The sequence below is a fragment of the Nocardioides sp. GCM10028917 genome (assembly GCF_042666175.1).
Classification (GTDB): Bacteria; Actinomycetota; Actinomycetes; order Propionibacteriales; family Nocardioidaceae; genus Nocardioides.
In genome coordinates this window covers 537631-556487 of sequence record NZ_JBHTFL010000007.1, presented here as the reverse complement: position 1 = coordinate 556487, position 18857 = coordinate 537631, and the positions used below count along the sequence as shown (strand labels likewise).

Sequence of the window (18857 nt, the reverse complement as noted above, 5' to 3'; positions counted from 1 at the left end):
CTCCAGACACCCCTGAGGAGATCGACATGACCACGATCCAGAAGAAGGCCGTCCTCGGCCAGACCAACCCGATCGCGCACCTCACCGAGGCCGACATCGAGCAGATCGGCTTCGAGCTCGACGCCATCCGGCAGGACGTCCTCGACAGCCGCGGCGCCAGCGACGCGGCGTACATCCGACGTGTGATCGACACCCAGCGCAAGATCGAGCTCGGCTCCCGCGCGGTGCTGCTCTTCAGCGCATTCCCGCCTGCCTGGGTGCTCGGCACCGCCGGCCTGAGCATCTCCAAGATCCTCGACAACATGGAGATCGGCCACAACATCCTCCACGGCCAGTGGGACTGGATGCGCGACCCCAAGATCCACTCCTCGACCTGGGAGTGGGACATGGCCTCGCCCGCCGAGCAGTGGAAGCACAGCCACAACGAGCTCCACCACACCTACACCAACGTCATCGGCAAGGACAACGACCTCGGCTACGGCATCATGCGCGTCGACGAGGACCAGACCTGGACGCCGGCCTCGCTCGCGCAGCCGCTCTTCTGCTTCATCAACGCCGTCTTCTTCGAGTACGGCATCGCCGCCTACGACCTCGAGCTCGGCGCGGTGATCAAGAAGAAGCAGACCAAGGACCCCGAGTTCCGCCGCCGCGTGAAGGCCGTCGTCGGCAAGATCCGCAAGCAGGCGACCAAGGACTACGTCGTCCACCCGGCCCTGTCGATCCCGACCGGTTCCTTCCTGCCGACCCTCGCGGCCAACTTCACCGCCAACGTCGTGCGCAACCTCTGGTCGAACTCCGTCATCCTCTGCGGCCACTTCCCCGAGGGCGTCGAGACCTTCGAGAAGCGCTCGATCGAGGGCGAGACCAAGGGCGAGTGGTACGTCCGGCAGATGCTCGGCAGCGCCAACATCTCCGGCTCGAAGTTCCTCCACCTGATGACCGGCAACCTGTCGCACCAGATCGAGCACCACCTGTTCCCCGACCTGCCGTCCAACCGCTACGGCGAGATCGCGCCCAAGGTGCAGGCCCTGTTCGAGAAGTACGACCTCACCTACTGCGCCCGGCCCATGCCGCAGCAGGTCGCGTCGGCCTGGCACAAGGTCATCCGTCTCTCGCTGCCCAACGGCTGGCTCGCGATGACCAACAAGAAGAACGCCCCGCAGCAGCTCGCCATCCTCTACAAGATGGCCACCGGTGACCGCCGCACCCGTCGTCTCCTCGGCCGCAAGCTCGAGAGCGAGGCTCGGGCAGCCGCCTGACGCCTGCGTTCGCTCGACCCGGACAAACCCGAGAACCCCTCCCAGGAGGGGTTCTCGGCCATTTCCGCATGTGGCGGCGGCGTGCGATCCAGCCCGAGCACACCCCTTGGTAGGGGTTTCAACCATTCCGTCCCGGCGGGTGAGGCCGGCGCACTAGCGTTCCGTCGGACGCAGCCAGGGGGGCTGCCAAAACGGGGGTTGTCCTTGCGCGCCTTGGGTCGCATTCATCGCTTCACCGTGTTCTTCGTCGCTTCGACAGTGGCGCTCGGGGTGTCGGTCGTGTTGGGAGTTTCAGCCCACGCGGCGAACACCGGAGGCATCAGCGGCACCGTCACCGACCGTCACGGTGACCCTGTGGCCGGCGTGTCCGTGCAGGCGAGTCTCGTGGGCAACGGGTACGGCCCGTCCGCCGTCACCGACGCCTACGGAAACTACGAGCTGACCGGCATGCCCGCCGGCAGCTTCCACGTGGGGTTCGCGACCTTCCGAGCGGGCGACCTCAATGCGGTGTTCTACCGTGATGCCGCAACCCGGGCCGAGGCCACGCCGGTCGCAGTGGTGGAGGGCCAGACCACGCCCGACGTCGACCAGGACGTCGACACGGGCGCGAGCGTCGCGGGCACCGTGACCGGCGCTGACGGCACCGGCGTCGAGGGTGTGTCGGTCGTCGCCTTGTCGCAGTACTACGCGAACGGTCCGTGGAGCGAGCGTTACTGGGGTACCACCCGTGCGGACGGGACCTACAAGCTCGATGGCATTCTCGCGGGCACCTACCGGCTGGGCTTCAGGGATCCCTCGGGCGAGCACGCCGAAGAGTTCTTCGACGACGTGGCCACGGTGGGAGCGGCCTCTGACATCGTCCTCGGTGCCTCGAGCAGGATTGTGGACCGTGACGCGCAACTGGACCGTGCCTCGCACATCTCCGGCCGGGTCACCGCCGCGGACGGCAGCGCGATCCCACAGGTGAACGTCCAGGTCTTCAAGAAGATCCCCGGCCAGAACTACTGGGGCACGGCGTCCGCGTCCGTCCAGACAGATCAGGACGGGCAGTACGACCTCGGTGGCCTGCGCGCAGGCATCTACCGCGTCGGCTTCTCCACCCTCCAGGGCGGCTACGTCAACGAGTACTGGGACAACGCCCGGACGGTCGAGACGGCCACCGACATCGAGGTCGGCGAGTCGACGACCGTCGCCGACCGCGACGCGGTGCTCGCCGCCGAGTCGCACATCACCGGCCTGGTGACCGGTCCTGACGGGGCAGGGCTGCCCAACGTGAGCGTGCAGGTCTACCAGCTCTCCCCGATGGGCGGCGCCTGGAGCTCGGTGCAGTGGACCTCGACGGACGCGAGCGGCCACTACGACGCGCGGGGCCTTCGTGCGGGCACCTACCGCATCGGCTTCGCCCCGATGCAGGGAGAGTTCGTCACCGAGTTCTGGGACAACGCCTCGACCGTGCAGTCGGCACAGGACATCGTCGTGGGTGAGTCGGCGACCGTCGCCGGCAAGGACGCGCAGCTGGCGACGGGGGCAGGTGTCGCCGGCACGGTGACCGGCCCCGGCGGCGCCGAGCTCGCCAACGTCAGCGTCCAGGCCTACCGGTTTGTGCCGGACATGGCGTACTGGGCGCCGGTCGTGTCGACGTCGACCAACGCTGATGGCACCTACCGGCTCCGGGGCCTGGCGGCCGGCACGTATCGAGTGGGTTTCGGCAACTACTCCGGTGAGTACGTCAGTGAGTATTGGGACGACGCGTCGTCCGTCCAGCAAGCGCAGGACATCGTGCTCTCCGGCTCGGAGCTGGCCACCGGGACGGATGCGCAGCTGACGCGCTCATCCCGCATCACGGGCACCGTCACGGGAGCTGACGGGGGTCTGGCCGGGGTCTCCGTCCAGGCCTACCGCAGGGCGCCCGGCCAGCAGTGGTGGAGCTCGGTTGCGATGACGCAGACCAACCCAGATGGGACGTACTCCCTCGGCGGCCTCACGGCCGGCGCCTACCGCGTCGGCTTCTCCACAATGTTCGGTGGCGGTCACATCGCCGAGTACTGGAACGACGCACCCACGGTCGACGGGGCTACCGACATCGTGGTGGCCGAGTCGGACGTCGTCGGCGGCAAGGACGCGCAGCTCGCCGAGGCCTCGCACATCACCGGCAAAGTCACCGGTCCCGACGACGCAGGGCTTTCCGGCATCTCGGTGTCGGCCTACACGAAGACTGGGACGGGCCAGTGGATGCCGGCTGGAGCCGGGTCATCCACCACGCCGGACGGCTCGTATGACATCGGTGGGTTGAAGGCCGGGACCTACCGCATCGGCTTCAGCAGCTACATGAGCGGCAACCACCTGGCTGAGTTCTGGGACGACGCTGCGACCGTGGAGCTGGCGACTGACATCGAGGTCCGTACGTCCGCGGCCGTGACCGGAAAGAACGCGCAGCTGGCCGTCGCGTCCAAGGTCAGCGGCACGGTGACTGGTCCCAACGGCGCTCCCCTGGCCAACGTCGGCGTCTCCGCCTACACCAAGGCTGCGGGGCAGGAGTCCTGGACCACGACGGGCTCGTCGGTCTCGACTCGGTACGACGGCACGTACGACCTCGGTGGGCTGAAGGCCGGGACCTACCGGATCGGCTTCCGCGACTGGCAGAACGGACACGTCGACGAGTTCTGGAACGACGCGACGACCGTCGAGGCAGCGCAGGACATCGTCCTTGCGGACGGCCAGGCTGTCGATGGCAAGGACGCCCAGCTCTCGGCGGGCTCGCACATCACCGGAAAGGTCACCGACTCGACCGGCGCTGGACTTGGCGGGGTGAGTGTTCAGGCCTATCAGAAGAGCGCGGGGCAGGACTATTGGAGCCCCACGTGGATGGGAGCCCAGACCAGGCCGGACGGCACGTACGACCTGGGCGGCCTGAAGCCAGGCATCTACCGGCTGTCGTTCCACACGTACGAGGGTGGCTTCGTCACCGAGTACTGGAACGACGCGGAGACGCTGGAGTCCGCGACAGACATCTCCGTCGGGGTCTCCGAGACGGTGACGGGCAAGAACGCCCAGCTGGTAACGGGATCGCGCATCACGGGCAAGGTCGCCGGACCGAGCGGCGCCGGCGTGGCCAACGTGCTCGTGGCGGCCTACCGGCAGACCGCTGGCGAAGATGGTTGGTGGTCGGCAATCCGTTCCACGTACGCGGACTCCTCGGGCTCCTACGACCTCGGGGGCCTTCCAGCCGGCACCTATCGCATCGGGTTCTCGCAGTACGAGGGCCGCTACGTGGGCGAGTACTGGAACGACGCCCGGTCGATCGACACAGCACAGGACATCGAGGTCGGTGAGTCCGAGACCATCGCGGGCAAGGACGCCCAGCTGGCGGTCGCAGGGCGGATCACCGGTACCGTCACGGGTCCCGACGGGGCTCCTGTTCCGGACGCTCAGGTAGAGGCGTACTCGTGGTCCGAGACGGCGCAGCAGTGGTTGGCCGTCGACTGGGCGTACACAGGGCAGGACGGTTCGTACGACATGACCGGTCTGGCGGCTGGCACCTACCGCATCGAGTTCCGGACCTGGGACGAGCGATACGAGATCGAGTTCTGGGACGACTCGGCGTCCCTCGAAGGTGCCACCGACATCGTCCTGTCCGAGGGTGAGACGGAGTCCGGCAAGGGCGCCTCGCTAGAGCCAGCCGAGACGGCGTACGAGCACACGGTCGCGCCGACCGTCGCCGGGACTCCGCAGGCCGGCGAGGTGCTGCACGCGGAGGCGGGCACGTGGACCCCTTCCGGGGCGTCGTTCGCGTACCAGTGGTTGGCGGGCGGTGCCGTGATCGCGGGTGCCACGTCGCAGACGCTCACGCTGACCGACGCGATGGTCGGGAAGCGGATCAGTGTCCGGGTGACCGCGTCCGGTGCGGAGGGCGTCCCCGGGGTGGCCACGTCGGCTGCCACGGTTGCGGTGGCTGCTGCGCCGGTCTACGAGCACACGGTCGCGCCGACCGTCGTTGGGACGCCGCAGGTCGGTAAGGACCTGCACGCGGAGGCGGGCACGTGGACCCCTTCCGGGGCGTCGTTCGCGTACCAGTGGTTGGCGGACGGTGCCGTGATCGCGGGTGCCACGTCGCAGACGCTCACGCTGACCGACGCGATGGTGGGCAAGCGGATCAGTGTCCGGGTGACCGCATCTGGTGCAGCAGCCAAGACGGGCATGGCGACATCGGCTTCGACTGCCGCTGTCGCGGCTGCGCCGGTCTACGAGAACACGATCGCGCCGAGCATCACCGGGACGCCGCAGGTCGGTAAGGACCTGCGGGCGGAGGCGGGCACGTGGTCTCCGTCGGGTGCGTCGTTCGCGTACCAGTGGTTGGCGGACGGTGCCGTGATCGCGGGTGCCACGTCGCAGACGCTCACGCTGACTGACGCGATGGTCGGGAAGCGGATCAGTGTCCGGGTGACGGCATCCGGTGCCGGCGCTGCTGACGGAGTCCAGGTGTCGGCCTCGACCGCGCCGGTGGCGGCCGCTGCGACCCCGACCCCGACGCCGACGCCGACGCCGACGCCGACGCCCACCCCGACGCCCACCCCGACGCCCACCCCCACCCCGACCCCGACGCCCACACCGACGCCGACGCCCACACCGGTGCCGGCCCCGACACCCGCCCCGACACCGAGCGTGGCGGCGCAGCTGACGCAGGTGGCGGAGGACCTCAAGGTCACGGGGAAGCCGAAGGTCGGCAAGACGATCAAGGTCGCCAACCTCATCGCCCAGATGCGGACGACGGTCGCCTACCGGTTCCAGTGGTACGCCGGCAGCGCGAAGATCAAGAAGGCGACCACCTCGAAGCTGAAGGTCACCAAGGCTCTGAAGGGCAAGCTCCTCAAGGTGAAGGTCACCCTCTCGGCGAGCGGTGCCACGAAGGTCGTCACGCTCAAGGTCGGCAAGGTCGGCTGACACCAGCAGACAGGGGTGGTCCCGCGACGAAGGTGTTGCGGGACCACCCCTGCGTCACGTGCCGGGGCCAGCTGGTCTGGACCTCGGTAGAAACACGGATGTATCAGAACGGCCGCAGGAGCATCCTTCTTGTCGTGAGCACTCGACACGGGGAGAACGAGATGACCACGAGCACCACCAAGGTGATCGGCACATCGGGCGTGGCCCGATGATCCGCATCGGCTCCGTGCCGCCCGGGTCCGACGTCAGCGCTGAGGCGCGACCGTCGGTTCCGCGGCCGCGTACGGCCGTGGCCGGGGGGTCCACGGTCCGTCAGCAGGTCGCCTGACAGGGGAAGACCGACAGCACAGGGGACTGGCGGTCAGAGCCGGAGGTCGTACGACGAGAAGTCGCACGGTCTCCGGCTCTCGTGCGTCCGGCGGAGAGCGGGTGGGCGCGCACAACGTAGGCAGTTCGCGCGCGCCGCGGGTCGGACGAGCGCGAGCTTCACGCGCCGGCTGCCGAACTGCCTACGTTCGTCGTCGTCGCACCCGGAGCCGGAGGGGCGGTCAAGGTTCCGCGGGTCGGGGAGGGTCCGGTCTGGACCGTCTCCCGAAGGCTTCTCCCAGACTTCCCCGAGTAAAGGAAGCGCGGCGGCTCCGCTCCTAGTGTCCTCTGCAGACGGTCCGTGGGGGGCCGTCAGGTGGGGACAGGAGAAGTCCGTGATGAAGCACGACCGAGACACCCAGGGGATCGATCTCACCGGCCGCATCAAGTCGCTCGAGCAGTTCACCGGCGCGCTGGTCGCCCGGCCCGGACCCGAGACGGCAGACGGCCCCGACGCGGACGTCATCCCGATCCACGAGGCTCCGCGCTCCCGCGTGCCGGCGCCACGGAGCTCGCGCGTCTTCCTGCGGAGCGGGGGCGGGCACGGCGCGTTCGCCGATCTCACCCTGACCGCGCCCCTGCCCCGCCCCGCCGTCGACTGACCGTGTGACGCACGCGTCGGGGTGCTCCCCGATGCGCCTCCCGGTGTGACGGGTGGGACTCACCTAGAGTCGCCCGGTGGTCTGGCTGGTCGGCGCGCTCCTGCTGCTGTGGCTCGCGCAGGGGCCCGTGGTCCTGGTCCTCGCTGCCGCGCTGCTCGCGGTCCCCCGGGTCCGCTGGTGGGTCCAGGACCACGCCTACGTCAGTCGTCGGGTCGTGGCCTGGGTCGCCGCGGTCGCCGCGGCCGTCGGCCTCCTGGCCGTGGTGGTCCCGGACGGCTGGCTGCCGATCCCGCCCGCCCCGGGCGCCTGGGCCGGTCCGTCGTACGTCGGCCGCCCGGCGTCGCCCCACCAGGTGCCGGCCGAGGAGGTCCCCCCCAACCCGCACCGCTCCGCCGGCGACCCGGCCGACCGTCCGGGACCGCTCGGCCGCCAGCCCGAGGTCGACACGGCGTGGTTCGGCCTCCAGCGGTGTGGCCGCCTCGAGGTGACGACGACCGATCTGCTGGTCGCGCTCTGCGCCGCCGGCGAGGGCCGCACCCTGCGCGTCGTCGACCCCCAGACCCTGCGGCCGGTGGCGTCCCAGGAGCTGCCCGACCTGCCCGAGGACTCGGCGTGCGACGGGGAGTCGTTCTACCTCGACGCCACCGACCGGGCGGTGGTCGGCACCGGTGACCGCCAGGTCCTCGCCGTGCGGACGTCCCACGAGGGCGAGCCCGACCTCGAGACCGACGCCACCTGGGACCTCAAGCCCTACATCGCCTACGGCGACTGCCTCGTCTCCATCGCACCCGACTGGTCGGGCCGCATCTGGTGGGCCTCCCACGCCGGTCTCGTGGGGACGCTCGACCCGACGACCGGCCAGGTCGGCGTCGTCGACCTCGGCGAGGAGGTCCGGCACGACGTCGCCGTCGACGCCGGGGCGGCGTACGTCGTCACCGACGAGGCCGTGCACCGACTGGTCGTGGGCGGCGACGGCACCCCGCAGGCCACCTGGCGCAGCGAGTACGACGGCGTGAGCGGCTCCGCGCCGGTGCTGGTCGACCGCGGGACGGTCGCGATCACCGACGAGGTCGAGGACCGTCTGGGCGTGCGGTTCCTCGCGCGCGACGACGGCCGCACAGTCTGCCGGCAGTCCGTCTTCGACGAGGGCGAGGGCGCCACGCGCAGCACCCTCGCCGACCTCGGTGCGGGCGTCGTCGTGGCCAACGACGCCGGCTACGCGTCCTCGCGCCGCGCGCTGCTCGGCTTCACCGCGGGAGCGGGCGTCGCTCGGGTCGACCTGGTCGACGACGGGTGCGCCGTGACCTGGACGACCGAGGCGGTGTCGCCCGCCTCGGGCGTCGTCGCCAGCCGCCCCAACGGGCTGCTGTACGCGTGGGCCAAGCGTCCGTCGCTGACCGGCGTCAGCGCGTGGTACCTCACGGCGATCGACGCCGACTCCGGTCGCCGGCGATGGGGCGTGCGCACCGGCACCGGGCTGCTCGCCGGCAGCGGCGGCTCGACGGTGACGCTCGGCCGCGACGGCTCGGCCTACCTCGGCACGAGGGCCGGGCTGGTCCGGGTGCGCGACCGCCGCTAGGCGGTGGCGGCCGGCCGAGGAGGCCAGGCGAGCTCGACCGTCTCCTCGCTGGTCTCCCACAGCCGCCGCTGCGCCACCTCGTCGCGGGCGAGCCGTGCGGTGCCGACGATCCGTGGCGGACCGGCGGCTTGCCGGGGCCGCTCGGCCCGACGTACGTCGCCCCCGGGAGGTCGGCGGTGGCCGCCATCAGGGTCGGCCGGGCGCCCGCCTCGGCGGACTGCGAGACCAGCTTGACCGCGCCGTCGAGGACGGCCGCGCGCCGGCCGCGGGTGGTGCCGAGCTGTCCGTTGACGGCGAGGTGTGTGCCGGCGAGACCCGGGTGCGCGGCCAGCGCACGGACCGGCGCGTCCGCCTGCCGCAGCCGCCGCTCGAGCTCGAAGGTGAAGAGCAGGTTGGCCAGCTTGGTCTGGCCGTAGACGTGCCACCGGCTGTAGCGGTGCTGACCCCGCGGGTCGCCCAGCGGCGCGGACCGGGCGACGCGGTGCATCTGCGACGACAGCGTCACGACGCGGCCGTCACCGGACGCGGCCAGCTGGTCGAGCAGCAGCCCGGTGAGCAGGAACGGGCCGAAGTGGTTGGTCGCCATCTGCGACTCCAGCCCGTCGCCCGTGCGGCGGAGGGGCGGAGCCATCACGCCGGCATTGTTCACCAGCAGGTGCACTGGGCCGATCCCGGCGGCCGCCTTCCCGGCCGCCCGCACCGATCCCAGGTCGGCGAGGTCGACGATCAGCGCCTCGGTCGAGGCGGCGGGCACCTCGGCCGCGATCGCCTCGGCTGCCGCGGCGAGCTTGTCGGGCGTACGCCCCGCGAGCACCACCCGGGCGCCGTGGCGGGCGAGCTCGAGCGCGGTGTGGAAGCCGAGCCCACCGAGCGTCGGCCCGGTGACGACGGCGGTGCGACCGGTCAGGTCCCCGATGTCTGCGGTCGTCCAGGCATCGCTCACGGGGTCACGCCGAGCGAGGCGACCACACGCCGGCCGAGCTCGGGGTCGCCGGTGATGCGTACGTCGTCGGCGGCAGCGGCGCGGCGACCACCGGCCAGCACCACGAAGGTCCCGCGGTCCATGGCCAGCGTGACGGTCTGCTCGCCGTCGTCGGGCGTGGCGCGGCGACCGCGCCCGTCCTCCCCGACGGCAACGGTCACCGGCGCGTGGCCGGCCACCTCCAGACGTACGACGGACCCGACCGGCGCCTGCGCCCGCTTGCCGACGACGTAGGGGAGGCTCTCCATGAGGTAGTCGGCGGTGTGGACGGCCGCCGCGGAGTCGAGGTTGCCCGGCATCGCGAGCGCGCGGCGCACGTCCTGCTCGTGCATCCACACGTCGAGCGGGCGGTTGCGCAGCAGCAGCCCGGTCGTCCAGCCGATCGCGCCGAAGGCGCCGGGTGCGGGCGCCGAGGCGTCGGTCGGCGGGTCGGCCAGCAGCTGGGTGTGGCGGGCCGTCGTCGACTCGCGGATCTCGGTGATGAGGTCGTCGGGGGTCTCGTCGCGCCGGGCCAGCACGCCCTGCTCGGTGAACCGGCCCATCGTTCCGCGCACGTGCGGCACCTCACCTATCTCGACCTCCTCGTGCGGGCGCCCGGCCAGCAGCGCCTCGAGGTGCGCGGTGTGGGCGGCCACGGCCCGGACGTCCCAACCGGGCAGGTCGGTCGGGGTGGACCACTGGTCGTCGGCGACGTGCTCGAGCACCTTGGTGAACGAGTCGACGGCGCCCCACCAGAGCGCGATGAGGGCGGCGAGCCGCTCCCGGTCCGTCGCGGTCCCGGCCTCCGTGCTGGTCGCGGCACCGGCCGCGGGATCAGTCATGGGGAGAGGGTAGGCGACCGGTCCGACGTCCCACGGCGCGGCGGGGTCCCCGCGTTCGAGCCGTGTCGGACCTACGCTGCGAGAGCGGAGCCGCCCCCGACGGCCCGCGCACCACTCACGAAGGAGTCGTCATGGGAATCGGACTCGGCATCCTCCTGCTCGTCCTCGGCCTGATCCTGCTCTTCGCGATCAACGAGTTCCCCGACTCGATCCAGGAGGTCGTCGACCCGACCACGGTCGGCTGGATCCTGGTGATCGCCGGCGTCCTGGCGCTCGTGCTCGGCCTCGTGATGAACAGGCAGCGTTCGAGGACGACCCACGTCGAGGAGCGTCGCGACCTCTGATCTCGGTACGAGCCTGACGCGTCCCCGTCCCTCGGACGCGGGCTCACTCGATCTGGCCGCGCCCACGCCGGCGACTCGTTCCTCGTCGCCGGCTGCGCGGCTCAGAGCCAGCCGCGCTCCTGCGCGATCCGCGCCGCCTCGCTGCGGGTGGTCGCGCCGGTCTTGCCGATGGCCGCGGACAGGTGGTTGCGGACCGTGCCCTCGGAGAGGTGCACGCGCGCGGCGATCGTGGACACCGGTGACCCGTCGAGGGCGTGGGTCAGCAGCTCGCGCTCGCGTCCGGTGAGGGGGCTCGGCCCGTCGATCAACGACTCCGCGGCGAGGTCCGGGTCGATGACCCGCAGGCCGGCGTGGACCCGACGGACGGCGTCGGCGAGCTGGCGGGCCGGGGTGTCCTTGACGACGAAACCGGACGCCCCCGCCTCGATCGCCCGGCGGACGTAGCCCGGCCGTCCGAAGGTCGTGACGACCAGGGACCGCACGCCGGGCAGCTCGCGTCGTACGGCCGCGGCGGCGTCGATGCCGTTGAGACCCGGCATCTCGATGTCGAGCAGGCACACCTCGGCTCCCGAGGCGCGGGCGGCCTCGACCACCTCGTCACCGCGACCTACCTGGGCGACGACCTCGAGGTCGGACTCGAGGTCGAGCAGGGCGGCCAGTGCACCCCGCACGAGCGCCTGGTCGTCGGCGAGCAGCAGCCTGATCACGGCAGCGCCACCTCCACCCGGGTGCCGGGAGCGGCCGGGCCGACGCTGAGGGTGCCGCCGACGCCGGTGACGCGCTCACGCATCCCGCGCAGGCCGTTGCCCTCGGCGCCGTCGCAGCCGGCACCGTCGTCGGTCACGGCGATGCCACCGGAGCCGAGCTGGATGACGACCGACCGCGCTTGCGCGTGGCGTACGACGTTGGTGACCGCCTCGCGCAGCACCCAGGCCAGCAGGGCCCGGTGGCGCGGGTCGGTGTCGGCCACGGTCCCCTCGACGGTCGTGGTGATGCCGGCGTCGGCCAGCACCAGGGGTGCGGCGACGAGCTCGGCCTCGAGGTTGCCGGCGCGCAGCCCGCCGACCGTCGCGCGCACCTCGGCCAGCGCCTGGCGCGCCGTGGCCTGGATCGACTCCAGCTCCTGCTTGGCGCGGGCGGGGTCGATGTCGATGAGTCGGGCGGCGAGCTCCGCCTTGACCGACAGGGCCGTGAGCGAGTGGCCCAGCACGTCGTGCACGTCACGGGCCACCCGCTCACGCTCTGCGACGATGGCGTGCTCGCCCCGCGCCTCGTAGGCGAGCTGCTCGCGCTCGCCGAAGATGCGCAGCATCACGCCGCCGACCATGATCGGCCAGAGCATCAGGAAGAAGTACGTCGGGAAGCCGTCGATGCGCAGCAGGGACAGCAGCGGGAAGGCCGCCCAGAAGCCGACCGCCCACTTCCAGGCGGGGCTCGGGAGCTCGAGCGCCGACAGGATCGCGAGGTAGGGCGCGTACGAGATGACGCCGATGCCGATCACGGGCAGCGTGGCGAGAGCCAGGGCCACCATCACGCCCAGGCACAGCCAGGTGTTGCTGCGGTGGGAGTAGCCCAGCACGTTGGCCACCGCGAACCCGGCGATGCAGGCCAGCGCGCCCACCTGTGCGGCCACGGGGACGTCGGAGTCGAGGACGGCGGAGATGGGGAAGACCAGGAAGACCAGCCAGATCGACGCGAACGACCACCCCCACTTCTCCCAGGGGTTCGGCGGGAGCGGCGTCGCCGTCACGTGCGCGCCCGGCTCCGGCGTACGCCCCACATCGCCAGCAGGGAGAAGATGACCGTCCACGCGAGCACGTTAGCGACCGGCAGCCACAGCGGGTCCCGACCGTCGACGGGGAGCCACCCGTCGGTGAGGGGGTAGTGGGCCAGCGCGGCATAGCCGTAGAGCGGCGTGAGCCGGCCGATGTCGAGCATGACACCGCTGATCGGCGTGAAGAGCCCGCCGAGGAACGCCATGATGACGATGAAGCCCGATGCGATGCCGGGCGCGTTGGTGCCGCGGAAGACCAGCGCGACCGCGAGCCCGTAGATCGCGAACAGCGCCGAGCCCAGCCACACGATGACGGCGCCGAGCACCCAGTCGCTCCACGTGCCTCGAGCGCCGGTGGCGGCACCGATGGCGAAGATGAGGGCGACCGGCATGGCGGCGACGACCATCGCCAGCCCCGCCTTCGCGGCCACGAAGGCCAGCGGTCGCATCGGGGTGAGCCCGAGCTGACGGCCCCACCCCATGACCTGCTCGGTCGCGGCGCTGCCCGCGATGCCGGTCGTGGCGGTGACCGCGCCGTAGCAGGCCATCGAGATCATGATGTACATCGCGACGTTGCCGCTGCCGACGGCGTCGGCCGAGCCGAGTCCGAAGACCAGGTACATGAAGGTCGGCAGGCCGACGATGAAGAACATGGCCATCCGGTCGCGCAGCTGGCGGCGCAGGTCGAGCCGGGCATAGGTGACCATGTCCGGCCGCGGTGCCGTCCGCGCGCCGGTGGCCGCCCGGGGCACGGTGGTGGTCGTCGTCATCGGATGGCTCCTGCCAGGTCGTCGGTGGACGCGGTGAGGGCGAGGAAGGCGGCCTCGAGGCTGGCCGCCGACACCTCGAGGTCGGTGACGCCGAGAGGGGCGAGCGCGTGCCGCACCCGGGCGAGCCAGGCGTCGTCGATGCCGTCGGTGCCGACCACCTGGGCCGGCGGCCGGAAGGTCAGCGTGCGACCGCCGTACGCCGCCCGCACGTCGCTCGTCGCGGCGTCGTGGACGATGCGGCCGCGGTTCATCAGGACGGTGCGCTCGGCGAACTCGTCGGCCTCGGCGAGGTAGTGGGTGGCGAAGACGATGGTGCGACCGAGCGCGGCGTCCTCGCGCATCGCCCGCCAGAACTCCTGCCGCGCGCCGACGTCCATGCCAGCGGTCGGCTCGTCGAGGACGACCAGGTCCGGGTCGGGCAGCAGGGCGAGCGCGAACTTCAGCCGCTGCTGCTCACCGCCCGAGCAGGCCTCCACCCGTCGCTCGGCCAGGTCGGTGAGGCGGGCGCGCTCGAGCACCACCTCGACCCGGTCGGACCGGCCGTGCAGGGCGGCGATCACGCGCACGGTCTCCTCGACGGTGAAGTCGTTGAGCAGGCCACCCGTCTGCATCACCGCGGACACCCGCCCCTGCCGTACGGCGTCGGCGGGGGACGAGCCGTACACCTCGATCGTCCCGGAGTCCGGCGCGGTGAGGCCGAGCAGCATGTCCACGGTCGTGGTCTTGCCGGCACCGTTGGGGCCGAGGAACGCCACGATCTCGCCGGGCTGGACGGTCAGGTCGACGTCGTCGACGGCGACCACGGGCGTCCCGTCGGTCGAGCGGAAGGCCTTGCGCAGCCCGGTCGCGTGGATGGCTGGGGTGTCGGTCATGCGGCCAGCCTGTCGCCGTACGGCCTCTGGACCCTGAGGGAACTGTCACGACCTGTCCGTGACACCTGTCATCCGAAATGACCACGAGCGGTGGCCCACCCACATTCCGCGACCTCGGAATGTGGCTGAGCCACCGCTCGATGGATCAGCTGTCAGAAGGACGCCTCGTCGAGGTCCATCAGGTCGAGGGTGGTGGCCTCGGCGATGGCGCGCTCGGCGCTGACCTTCGGCAGGTTGGTCTGGGCGAAGAACTGGGCCGCGAGGACCTTGCCCTCGTAGAACGCCTTGTCCTTCTCCGACACCTCGCCGCCCAGCTTCTCCAGGGCGACCTCGGCCTGGCGCAGGAGCAGCCAGGCGCACACGACGTCGCCGAGCACCATCAGCAGGCGGGAGGTGTTGAGCCCCACCTTGTAGATGTTGCGCAGCTCCTCGGCCGACGACATGAGGTCGTTGATCATGTGGCCGACGACGGCGTTGGCGTCCTCGAGGGCGGTGGCGAGCAGCGCCCGCTCGTTCTTGAGGCGACCGTTGCCGGCCTCGGCGGCGATGAAGCCCTCGATCTCCTTGGCCAGGTGGCCGAGCGCCTTGCCCTGGTCCTTGACGATCTTGCGGAAGAAGAAGTCCTGGCCCTGGATCGCGGTGGTGCCCTCGTAGAGGGTGTCGATCTTGGCGTCGCGGACGTACTGCTCGATCGGGTACTCCTGCAGGAAGCCGGAGCCGCCGAAGGTCTGCAGCGACTCGGTGCCCAGCAGCACCCACGAGCGCTCGGAGCCGTAGCCCTTGACGATCGGGAGCAGCAGGTCGTTGACCGCGGCGGCGAGGCGGGCCTCGTCGGAGTCGGCGGTGCCCTCGTGCTCGGCGATCATCACCTGGTCCTGCCACGTCGCCGTGTAGAGCACCAGCGCGCGCATCGCCTCGGCGAACGACTTCTGCGTCATCAGCGAGCGGCGTACGTCGGGGTGGTGGGTGATCGTCACGCGGGGCGCGGTCTTGTCGGCGGCCTGGGTGAGGTCGGCGCCCTGGACCCGCTCCTTGGCGTAGTCGAGGGCGTTGAGGTAGCCGGTCGAGAGGGTGGCGATGGCCTTGGTGCCGACCATCATGCGAGCGTTCTCGATGACCTGGAACATCTGGGCGATGCCGTTGTGGACCTCACCGAGCAGCCAGCCCTTGGCCGGCTCGCCGCCGCCGACCTGCGGGTCGCCGAAGGTGACCTCGCAGGTGTTGGAGACCTTGATGCCCATCTTGTGCTCGACGTTGGTGACGTAGACGCCGTTGCGCTCACCGGTCAGCTCGCCGGTCTCGGGGTCGAAGTGGTGCTCCGGCATCCAGAAGAGCGAGAGGCCCTTCGTGCCGGGGCCGCCGACGCCCTCGACGCCCTCGGGGCGCGCGAGGACGAGGTGCATGATGTTCTCGCTCATGTCGTGGGTCGCGCTGGTGATGAAGCGCTTCACGCCGGTGATGTTCCACGAGCCGTCCTCGTTGGGGACGGCCTTCGCGCGGCCGGCGCCGACGTCGGAGCCGGCGTCGGGCTCGGTGAGGACCATGGTGCAGCCCCACTGGCGGTCGACCATGTGCTGGGCGACGGCCTTGTCGCGCTCGTTGCCGTTGCGGTGGACGACGTTGGCGAACGCCGGGCCGGCGGCGTACATCCACACGGGCGCGTTGGCGCCGAGCACCATCTCGCCGAGCGCCCAGATCAGGGACGAGGGGGCGGGGGTGCCGCCCATCTCCTCGAACACCTGGAGGCGCCAGAACTCGGAGTCCATCCACGCCTGGTAGCTGGTCCTGAACGACTCGGGCACCGGAGCGGTGTGGGTGGCGGGGTCGAAGACGGGCGGGTTGCGGTCACTGTCCTCGTAGGAGGCGGCCAGGTCCTCGCGGGACAGGCGCTCGACCTCGCGGAGGATCTCGCGCGCGCTCTCGCCGTCGACCTCGCCGAAGGGTCCGGTGCCGAGGACGGCGTCGCGGCCGAGCACCTCGAAGAGGTTGAACTCGATGTCGCGGAGGTTGGTCTTGTAGTGGCTCACGGCTCTCACCTGTCCATGTCGCGTGGGTTGCTGTGTCGCTGGGATGCGTTCTCCGAGGCGAGGCGCGTTGCCCGAGGCGCGTGCTACTCGTCGGTAACTTAATGATGCCTCGCATCCGGGGTTCGCGCAACACGAACGCGCGAAACGGGTCCGCACGGGTGGGATCGACCAAGCGCGTCCGGCAGGGCGCGGCGTACGACATCGGCGCCGGGGGTCGGTGCAAGGACACGCCGAGAGCCATGTCGGCTTTGTTTATCGGCCCAAGTATGTCTACTCTTTCACCTGACATACCCCAGTCGCACGACAACTGCTCGCTGCTCCGTCCCGGAAGGACCTCGCATCATGCGCAAGCTCATCGTTCTCGGTGTGGTGGGCCTCATCGCCCAGCTCATCGACGGCTCCCTGGGCATGGCCTACGGCGTGACCTCCTCGACGCTGCTGCTGGCAGCCGGGGTCGCTCCCGCCGCCGCCTCGGCCGCCGTCCACTTCTCCGAGATCGGCACCTCGCTGGTCTCCGGCGCTTCGCACCACAAGCTCGGCAACGTCGACTGGCGCACCGTGTCGATCCTCGCGGTGCCGGGCTTCGTCGGCGCCTTCCTGGGCGCCACGCTGCTGTCCAACATGGACGCCGCGGTCGCCAAGCCGGTCGTCGCGGTCATCCTGCTCAGCCTCGGCTTCTACGTCGTCTACCGCTTCCTGCGTCTCGGCGGCGAGCGCCCCACGTTCAAGGGCCACCCCTCCGCGGCCTTCCTGGCCCCGATGGGTCTCGTCGCCGGCACGCTCGACGCCGTCGGCGGCGGCGGCTGGGGCCCGGTCGGCACCACGTCGCTGCTCTCCAGCGGTCGCCTCGAGCCCCGCAAGGTCGTCGGCTCGATCGACACCTCGGAGTTCGTCGTCGCGGTCGGTGGCTCGCTCGGCTTCCTCATCGGACTCGGCGCGGCCGGCATCAACTGGGGCTACGCCGGTGCGCTGCTCGCCGGCGGTGTGGTCGCCGCCCCGATCGCCGCGTGGCTGGTCAAGCACCTCGCCGCCCGCGTCCTCGGCACCGCCGCCGGTGGCCTGATCATCCTCACCAACTCCAAGACGCTGCTCGAGGCCGTCGGTGTCCCGGGTGTCGGTGTCGCCGTCATCGCCGCGGTCGTCTTCGTCCTCTGGATCTCCGCGATCGTGTGGGCCGTCAAGCAGGAGCGCCTCTCCCGTGCCGCCCGGGCCGACGAGGCGGAGCTCGAGACCGCCACCGCCTGACCCGCCATCTTCGTCGACGTACGCCGTCTCGCGCGCCCGCGGGGGCGGCGTACGTGCGTGCGTGCGGGCTCCGTGTCGACCAAGAGCACTGTCTCTGCCGACATATCTGACAAACTGGGCAAATGCGCGTCTCCGCCAAAGCCGACTATGCCCTTCGGGCCCTGATCGAGATCGCGGTGCGCACCGACGGGACAGCGGTCAGCGCCGAGCAGCTCGGCAAGGCGCAGGGCATCCCCCACGGCTTCCTCCAGGCGATCCTCGCCGACCTCCGACGCGCCGACATCGTGGTGTCGCAGCGCGGTCAGTCCGGCGGCTGGCGCTTCGCGCGCAAGCCCGAGTCGGTGACGGTCGCCGACGTGATCCGCGCGGTCGACGGCCCGCTCGTGTCGGTCTACGGCCTGCGCCCCGAGGCGGTCGAGTACGACGACAGCGCGCAGGTGCTGCAGCACGTGTGGATCGCTGCCCGGCACTCGCTCCGGATGGTGTTCGAGCAGGTGACCATCCAGCAGCTGGCCGACGGCACGCTGCCGCAGGCGGTCTCGGCCCTCACCGAGGACGACGACGCCTGGCAGCCGCACTGACGGCTCCCGTCAGGCGGCCGACCTCCGGTCGAGCATCCGGCGTCGCCGGGACACCTTGGCGAGCAGTCGGTCGAGGCGCGCCTCCTCCTCCATCAGCGCGATCCGCGCGACCTGTGCGGCCAGCTGCTCGTCGCCGAGCCGGGCGGGCAGCACGTGCGCACGCTCGTCCTTGACCAGTGACAGCCAGGCGCGCGGCGGGTCGGTGAACCCGCTGGTCGCCACGAGCACGACGCGGAAGTCCGCGAGCCCGTCGAGCGCCAGGGCCGCCTGTTCGGACGTCGCCCCGAACCACCCCGGCATGCTCACGAAGCAGTCCGTCCGGGTCTTCCGGGCCCGTCGGCACACCCGTGCCCACGCTCCCTCGACGTCCTTGCGTCGGAGGCCGGCCGCCCGGTGCGCGCGCAGGATCTCCACCTCGGCGTGGGCGAGGGCGTCGGCGTCCACGGCTGGTGTCCTGACGCCGCCGACCGCGAGCGCCTCGGCCATCGACGACACGTCCACCGCGTCGGGGCCGAGGTGGAGGATGAACAGTCTCTTCGCCATGGCGCGAGCCTCCTCGGCGCGCCCGAACCTCGCGTGAACACGGCCTGTCGTTGGTTCGAACAGCTCGGGTCCGCGCAGGTCCGGTCCTGCCGCGATGCGGAGGCGTGTCCGGGGAACCGTCGGGTTGCTGGATCGCCGGTCGGACAGCCCG

At 71.1% G+C, this 18857-nt stretch carries 14 protein-coding genes; 6 read left to right on the top strand and 8 right to left on the bottom strand.

Annotated elements, in window-relative coordinates:
* Positions 1-26: 26 nt before the first annotated feature.
* The 3 genes from ACFQW6_RS12085 (at position 27) to ACFQW6_RS12075 (ending at position 7168) form a co-directional block, all read left to right on the top strand.
* Positions 27-1259, top strand: coding sequence for a fatty acid desaturase family protein (locus tag ACFQW6_RS12085; RefSeq protein WP_378545138.1), 1233 nt, complete (start codon positions 27-29; stop codon positions 1257-1259).
* 81 nt (positions 1260-1340) lie between these two features.
* Complete coding sequence (locus ACFQW6_RS12080) at positions 1341-6200, top strand: carboxypeptidase regulatory-like domain-containing protein (protein WP_378545135.1); 4860 nt, start codon at positions 1341-1343, stop codon at positions 6198-6200.
* A 704-nt stretch (positions 6201-6904) separates the two neighbouring features.
* A complete protein-coding gene (locus tag ACFQW6_RS12075; RefSeq protein WP_378545132.1) occupies positions 6905-7168 on the top strand; it encodes a hypothetical protein in 264 nt (87 codons plus the stop codon).
* Between the two features lie 1418 nt (positions 7169-8586).
* Here the strand turns inward: ACFQW6_RS12075 and ACFQW6_RS12070 are convergent.
* A complete protein-coding gene (locus ACFQW6_RS12070) occupies positions 8587-9690 on the bottom strand; it encodes an SDR family NAD(P)-dependent oxidoreductase (protein ID WP_378545129.1) in 1104 nt (367 codons plus the stop codon).
* Positions 9687-10550 (bottom strand): maleylpyruvate isomerase family mycothiol-dependent enzyme, encoded by an 864-nt coding sequence (locus tag ACFQW6_RS12065; RefSeq protein WP_378545126.1) that lies wholly within the window; start codon positions 10548-10550, stop codon positions 9687-9689. The genes ACFQW6_RS12070 and ACFQW6_RS12065 overlap by 4 nt, the downstream gene beginning before the upstream one ends.
* Before the next feature lie 131 nt (positions 10551-10681).
* Here ACFQW6_RS12065 and ACFQW6_RS12060 point away from each other — a divergent pair, with 131 nt between their 5' ends.
* Complete coding sequence (locus tag ACFQW6_RS12060; protein ID WP_378545123.1) at positions 10682-10894, top strand: DUF6458 family protein; 213 nt, start codon at positions 10682-10684, stop codon at positions 10892-10894.
* 101 nt (positions 10895-10995) lie between these two features.
* On the opposite strand, the gene ACFQW6_RS12055 is transcribed toward ACFQW6_RS12060, so the two are convergent.
* The 5 genes from ACFQW6_RS12055 to ACFQW6_RS12035 form a co-directional block, all read right to left on the bottom strand.
* Positions 10996-11601, bottom strand: coding sequence for a response regulator (locus tag ACFQW6_RS12055; RefSeq protein WP_378545120.1), 606 nt, complete (start codon positions 11599-11601; stop codon positions 10996-10998).
* The gene (locus ACFQW6_RS12050; RefSeq protein ID WP_378545117.1) at positions 11598-12704 is read right to left on the bottom strand and encodes a sensor histidine kinase; all 1107 of its coding nucleotides are present in this window, start codon (positions 12702-12704) and stop codon (positions 11598-11600) included. The genes ACFQW6_RS12055 and ACFQW6_RS12050 overlap by 4 nt, the downstream gene beginning before the upstream one ends.
* On the bottom strand, positions 12641-13438 hold the full coding sequence (locus ACFQW6_RS12045) for an ABC transporter permease (protein WP_378545114.1): 798 nt from the start codon (positions 13436-13438) through the stop codon (positions 12641-12643). Before ACFQW6_RS12045 ends, ACFQW6_RS12050 begins: the two co-directional genes overlap by 64 nt.
* Positions 13435-14310 carry an ABC transporter ATP-binding protein gene (locus ACFQW6_RS12040; RefSeq protein ID WP_378545112.1) on the bottom strand — a complete coding sequence of 292 codons (876 nt, stop codon included), beginning with the start codon at positions 14308-14310 and terminating at the stop codon, positions 13435-13437. Before ACFQW6_RS12040 ends, ACFQW6_RS12045 begins: the two co-directional genes overlap by 4 nt.
* 152 nt (positions 14311-14462) lie before the next feature.
* Positions 14463-16337, bottom strand: coding sequence for an acyl-CoA dehydrogenase (locus tag ACFQW6_RS12035; RefSeq protein WP_378545109.1), 1875 nt, complete (start codon positions 16335-16337; stop codon positions 14463-14465).
* A 342-nt stretch (positions 16338-16679) separates the two neighbouring features.
* Here ACFQW6_RS12035 and ACFQW6_RS12030 point away from each other — a divergent pair, with 342 nt between their 5' ends.
* The gene (locus ACFQW6_RS12030; RefSeq protein ID WP_378545106.1) at positions 16680-17582 is read left to right on the top strand and encodes a sulfite exporter TauE/SafE family protein; all 903 of its coding nucleotides are present in this window, start codon (positions 16680-16682) and stop codon (positions 17580-17582) included.
* A 122-nt stretch (positions 17583-17704) separates the two neighbouring features.
* Positions 17705-18163: an Rrf2 family transcriptional regulator gene (locus ACFQW6_RS12025; RefSeq protein WP_300047892.1), complete on the top strand. Its 459-nt coding sequence runs from the start codon at positions 17705-17707 to the stop codon at positions 18161-18163.
* Between the two features lie 9 nt (positions 18164-18172).
* Here the strand turns inward: ACFQW6_RS12025 and ACFQW6_RS12020 are convergent, their stop codons facing one another.
* The gene (locus ACFQW6_RS12020; protein WP_378545103.1) at positions 18173-18706 is read right to left on the bottom strand and encodes a hypothetical protein; all 534 of its coding nucleotides are present in this window, start codon (positions 18704-18706) and stop codon (positions 18173-18175) included.
* Positions 18707-18857: the final 151 nt, after the last annotated feature.

What these genes read in the sequence shown, in the direction of transcription:
- ACFQW6_RS12040 (WP_378545112.1), bottom strand. Translation starts at nt 14,310, where the DNA reads ATGACCGACACCCCAGCCATCCACGCGACCGGGCTGCGCAAGGCCTTC.
- ACFQW6_RS12085 (WP_378545138.1), top strand. Translation starts at nt 27, where the DNA reads ATGACCACGATCCAGAAGAAGGCCGTCCTCGGCCAGACCAACCCGATC.
- ACFQW6_RS12030 (WP_378545106.1), top strand. Translation starts at nt 16,680, where the DNA reads ATGCGCAAGCTCATCGTTCTCGGTGTGGTGGGCCTCATCGCCCAGCTC.
- ACFQW6_RS12060 (WP_378545123.1), top strand. Translation starts at nt 10,682, where the DNA reads ATGGGAATCGGACTCGGCATCCTCCTGCTCGTCCTCGGCCTGATCCTG.
- ACFQW6_RS12075 (WP_378545132.1), top strand. Translation starts at nt 6,905, where the DNA reads ATGAAGCACGACCGAGACACCCAGGGGATCGATCTCACCGGCCGCATC.
- ACFQW6_RS12020 (WP_378545103.1), bottom strand. Translation starts at nt 18,706, where the DNA reads ATGGCGAAGAGACTGTTCATCCTCCACCTCGGCCCCGACGCGGTGGAC.
- ACFQW6_RS12025 (WP_300047892.1), top strand. Translation starts at nt 17,705, where the DNA reads ATGCGCGTCTCCGCCAAAGCCGACTATGCCCTTCGGGCCCTGATCGAG.
- ACFQW6_RS12045 (WP_378545114.1), bottom strand. Translation starts at nt 13,438, where the DNA reads ATGACGACGACCACCACCGTGCCCCGGGCGGCCACCGGCGCGCGGACG.
- ACFQW6_RS12065 (WP_378545126.1), bottom strand. Translation starts at nt 10,550, where the DNA reads ATGACTGATCCCGCGGCCGGTGCCGCGACCAGCACGGAGGCCGGGACC.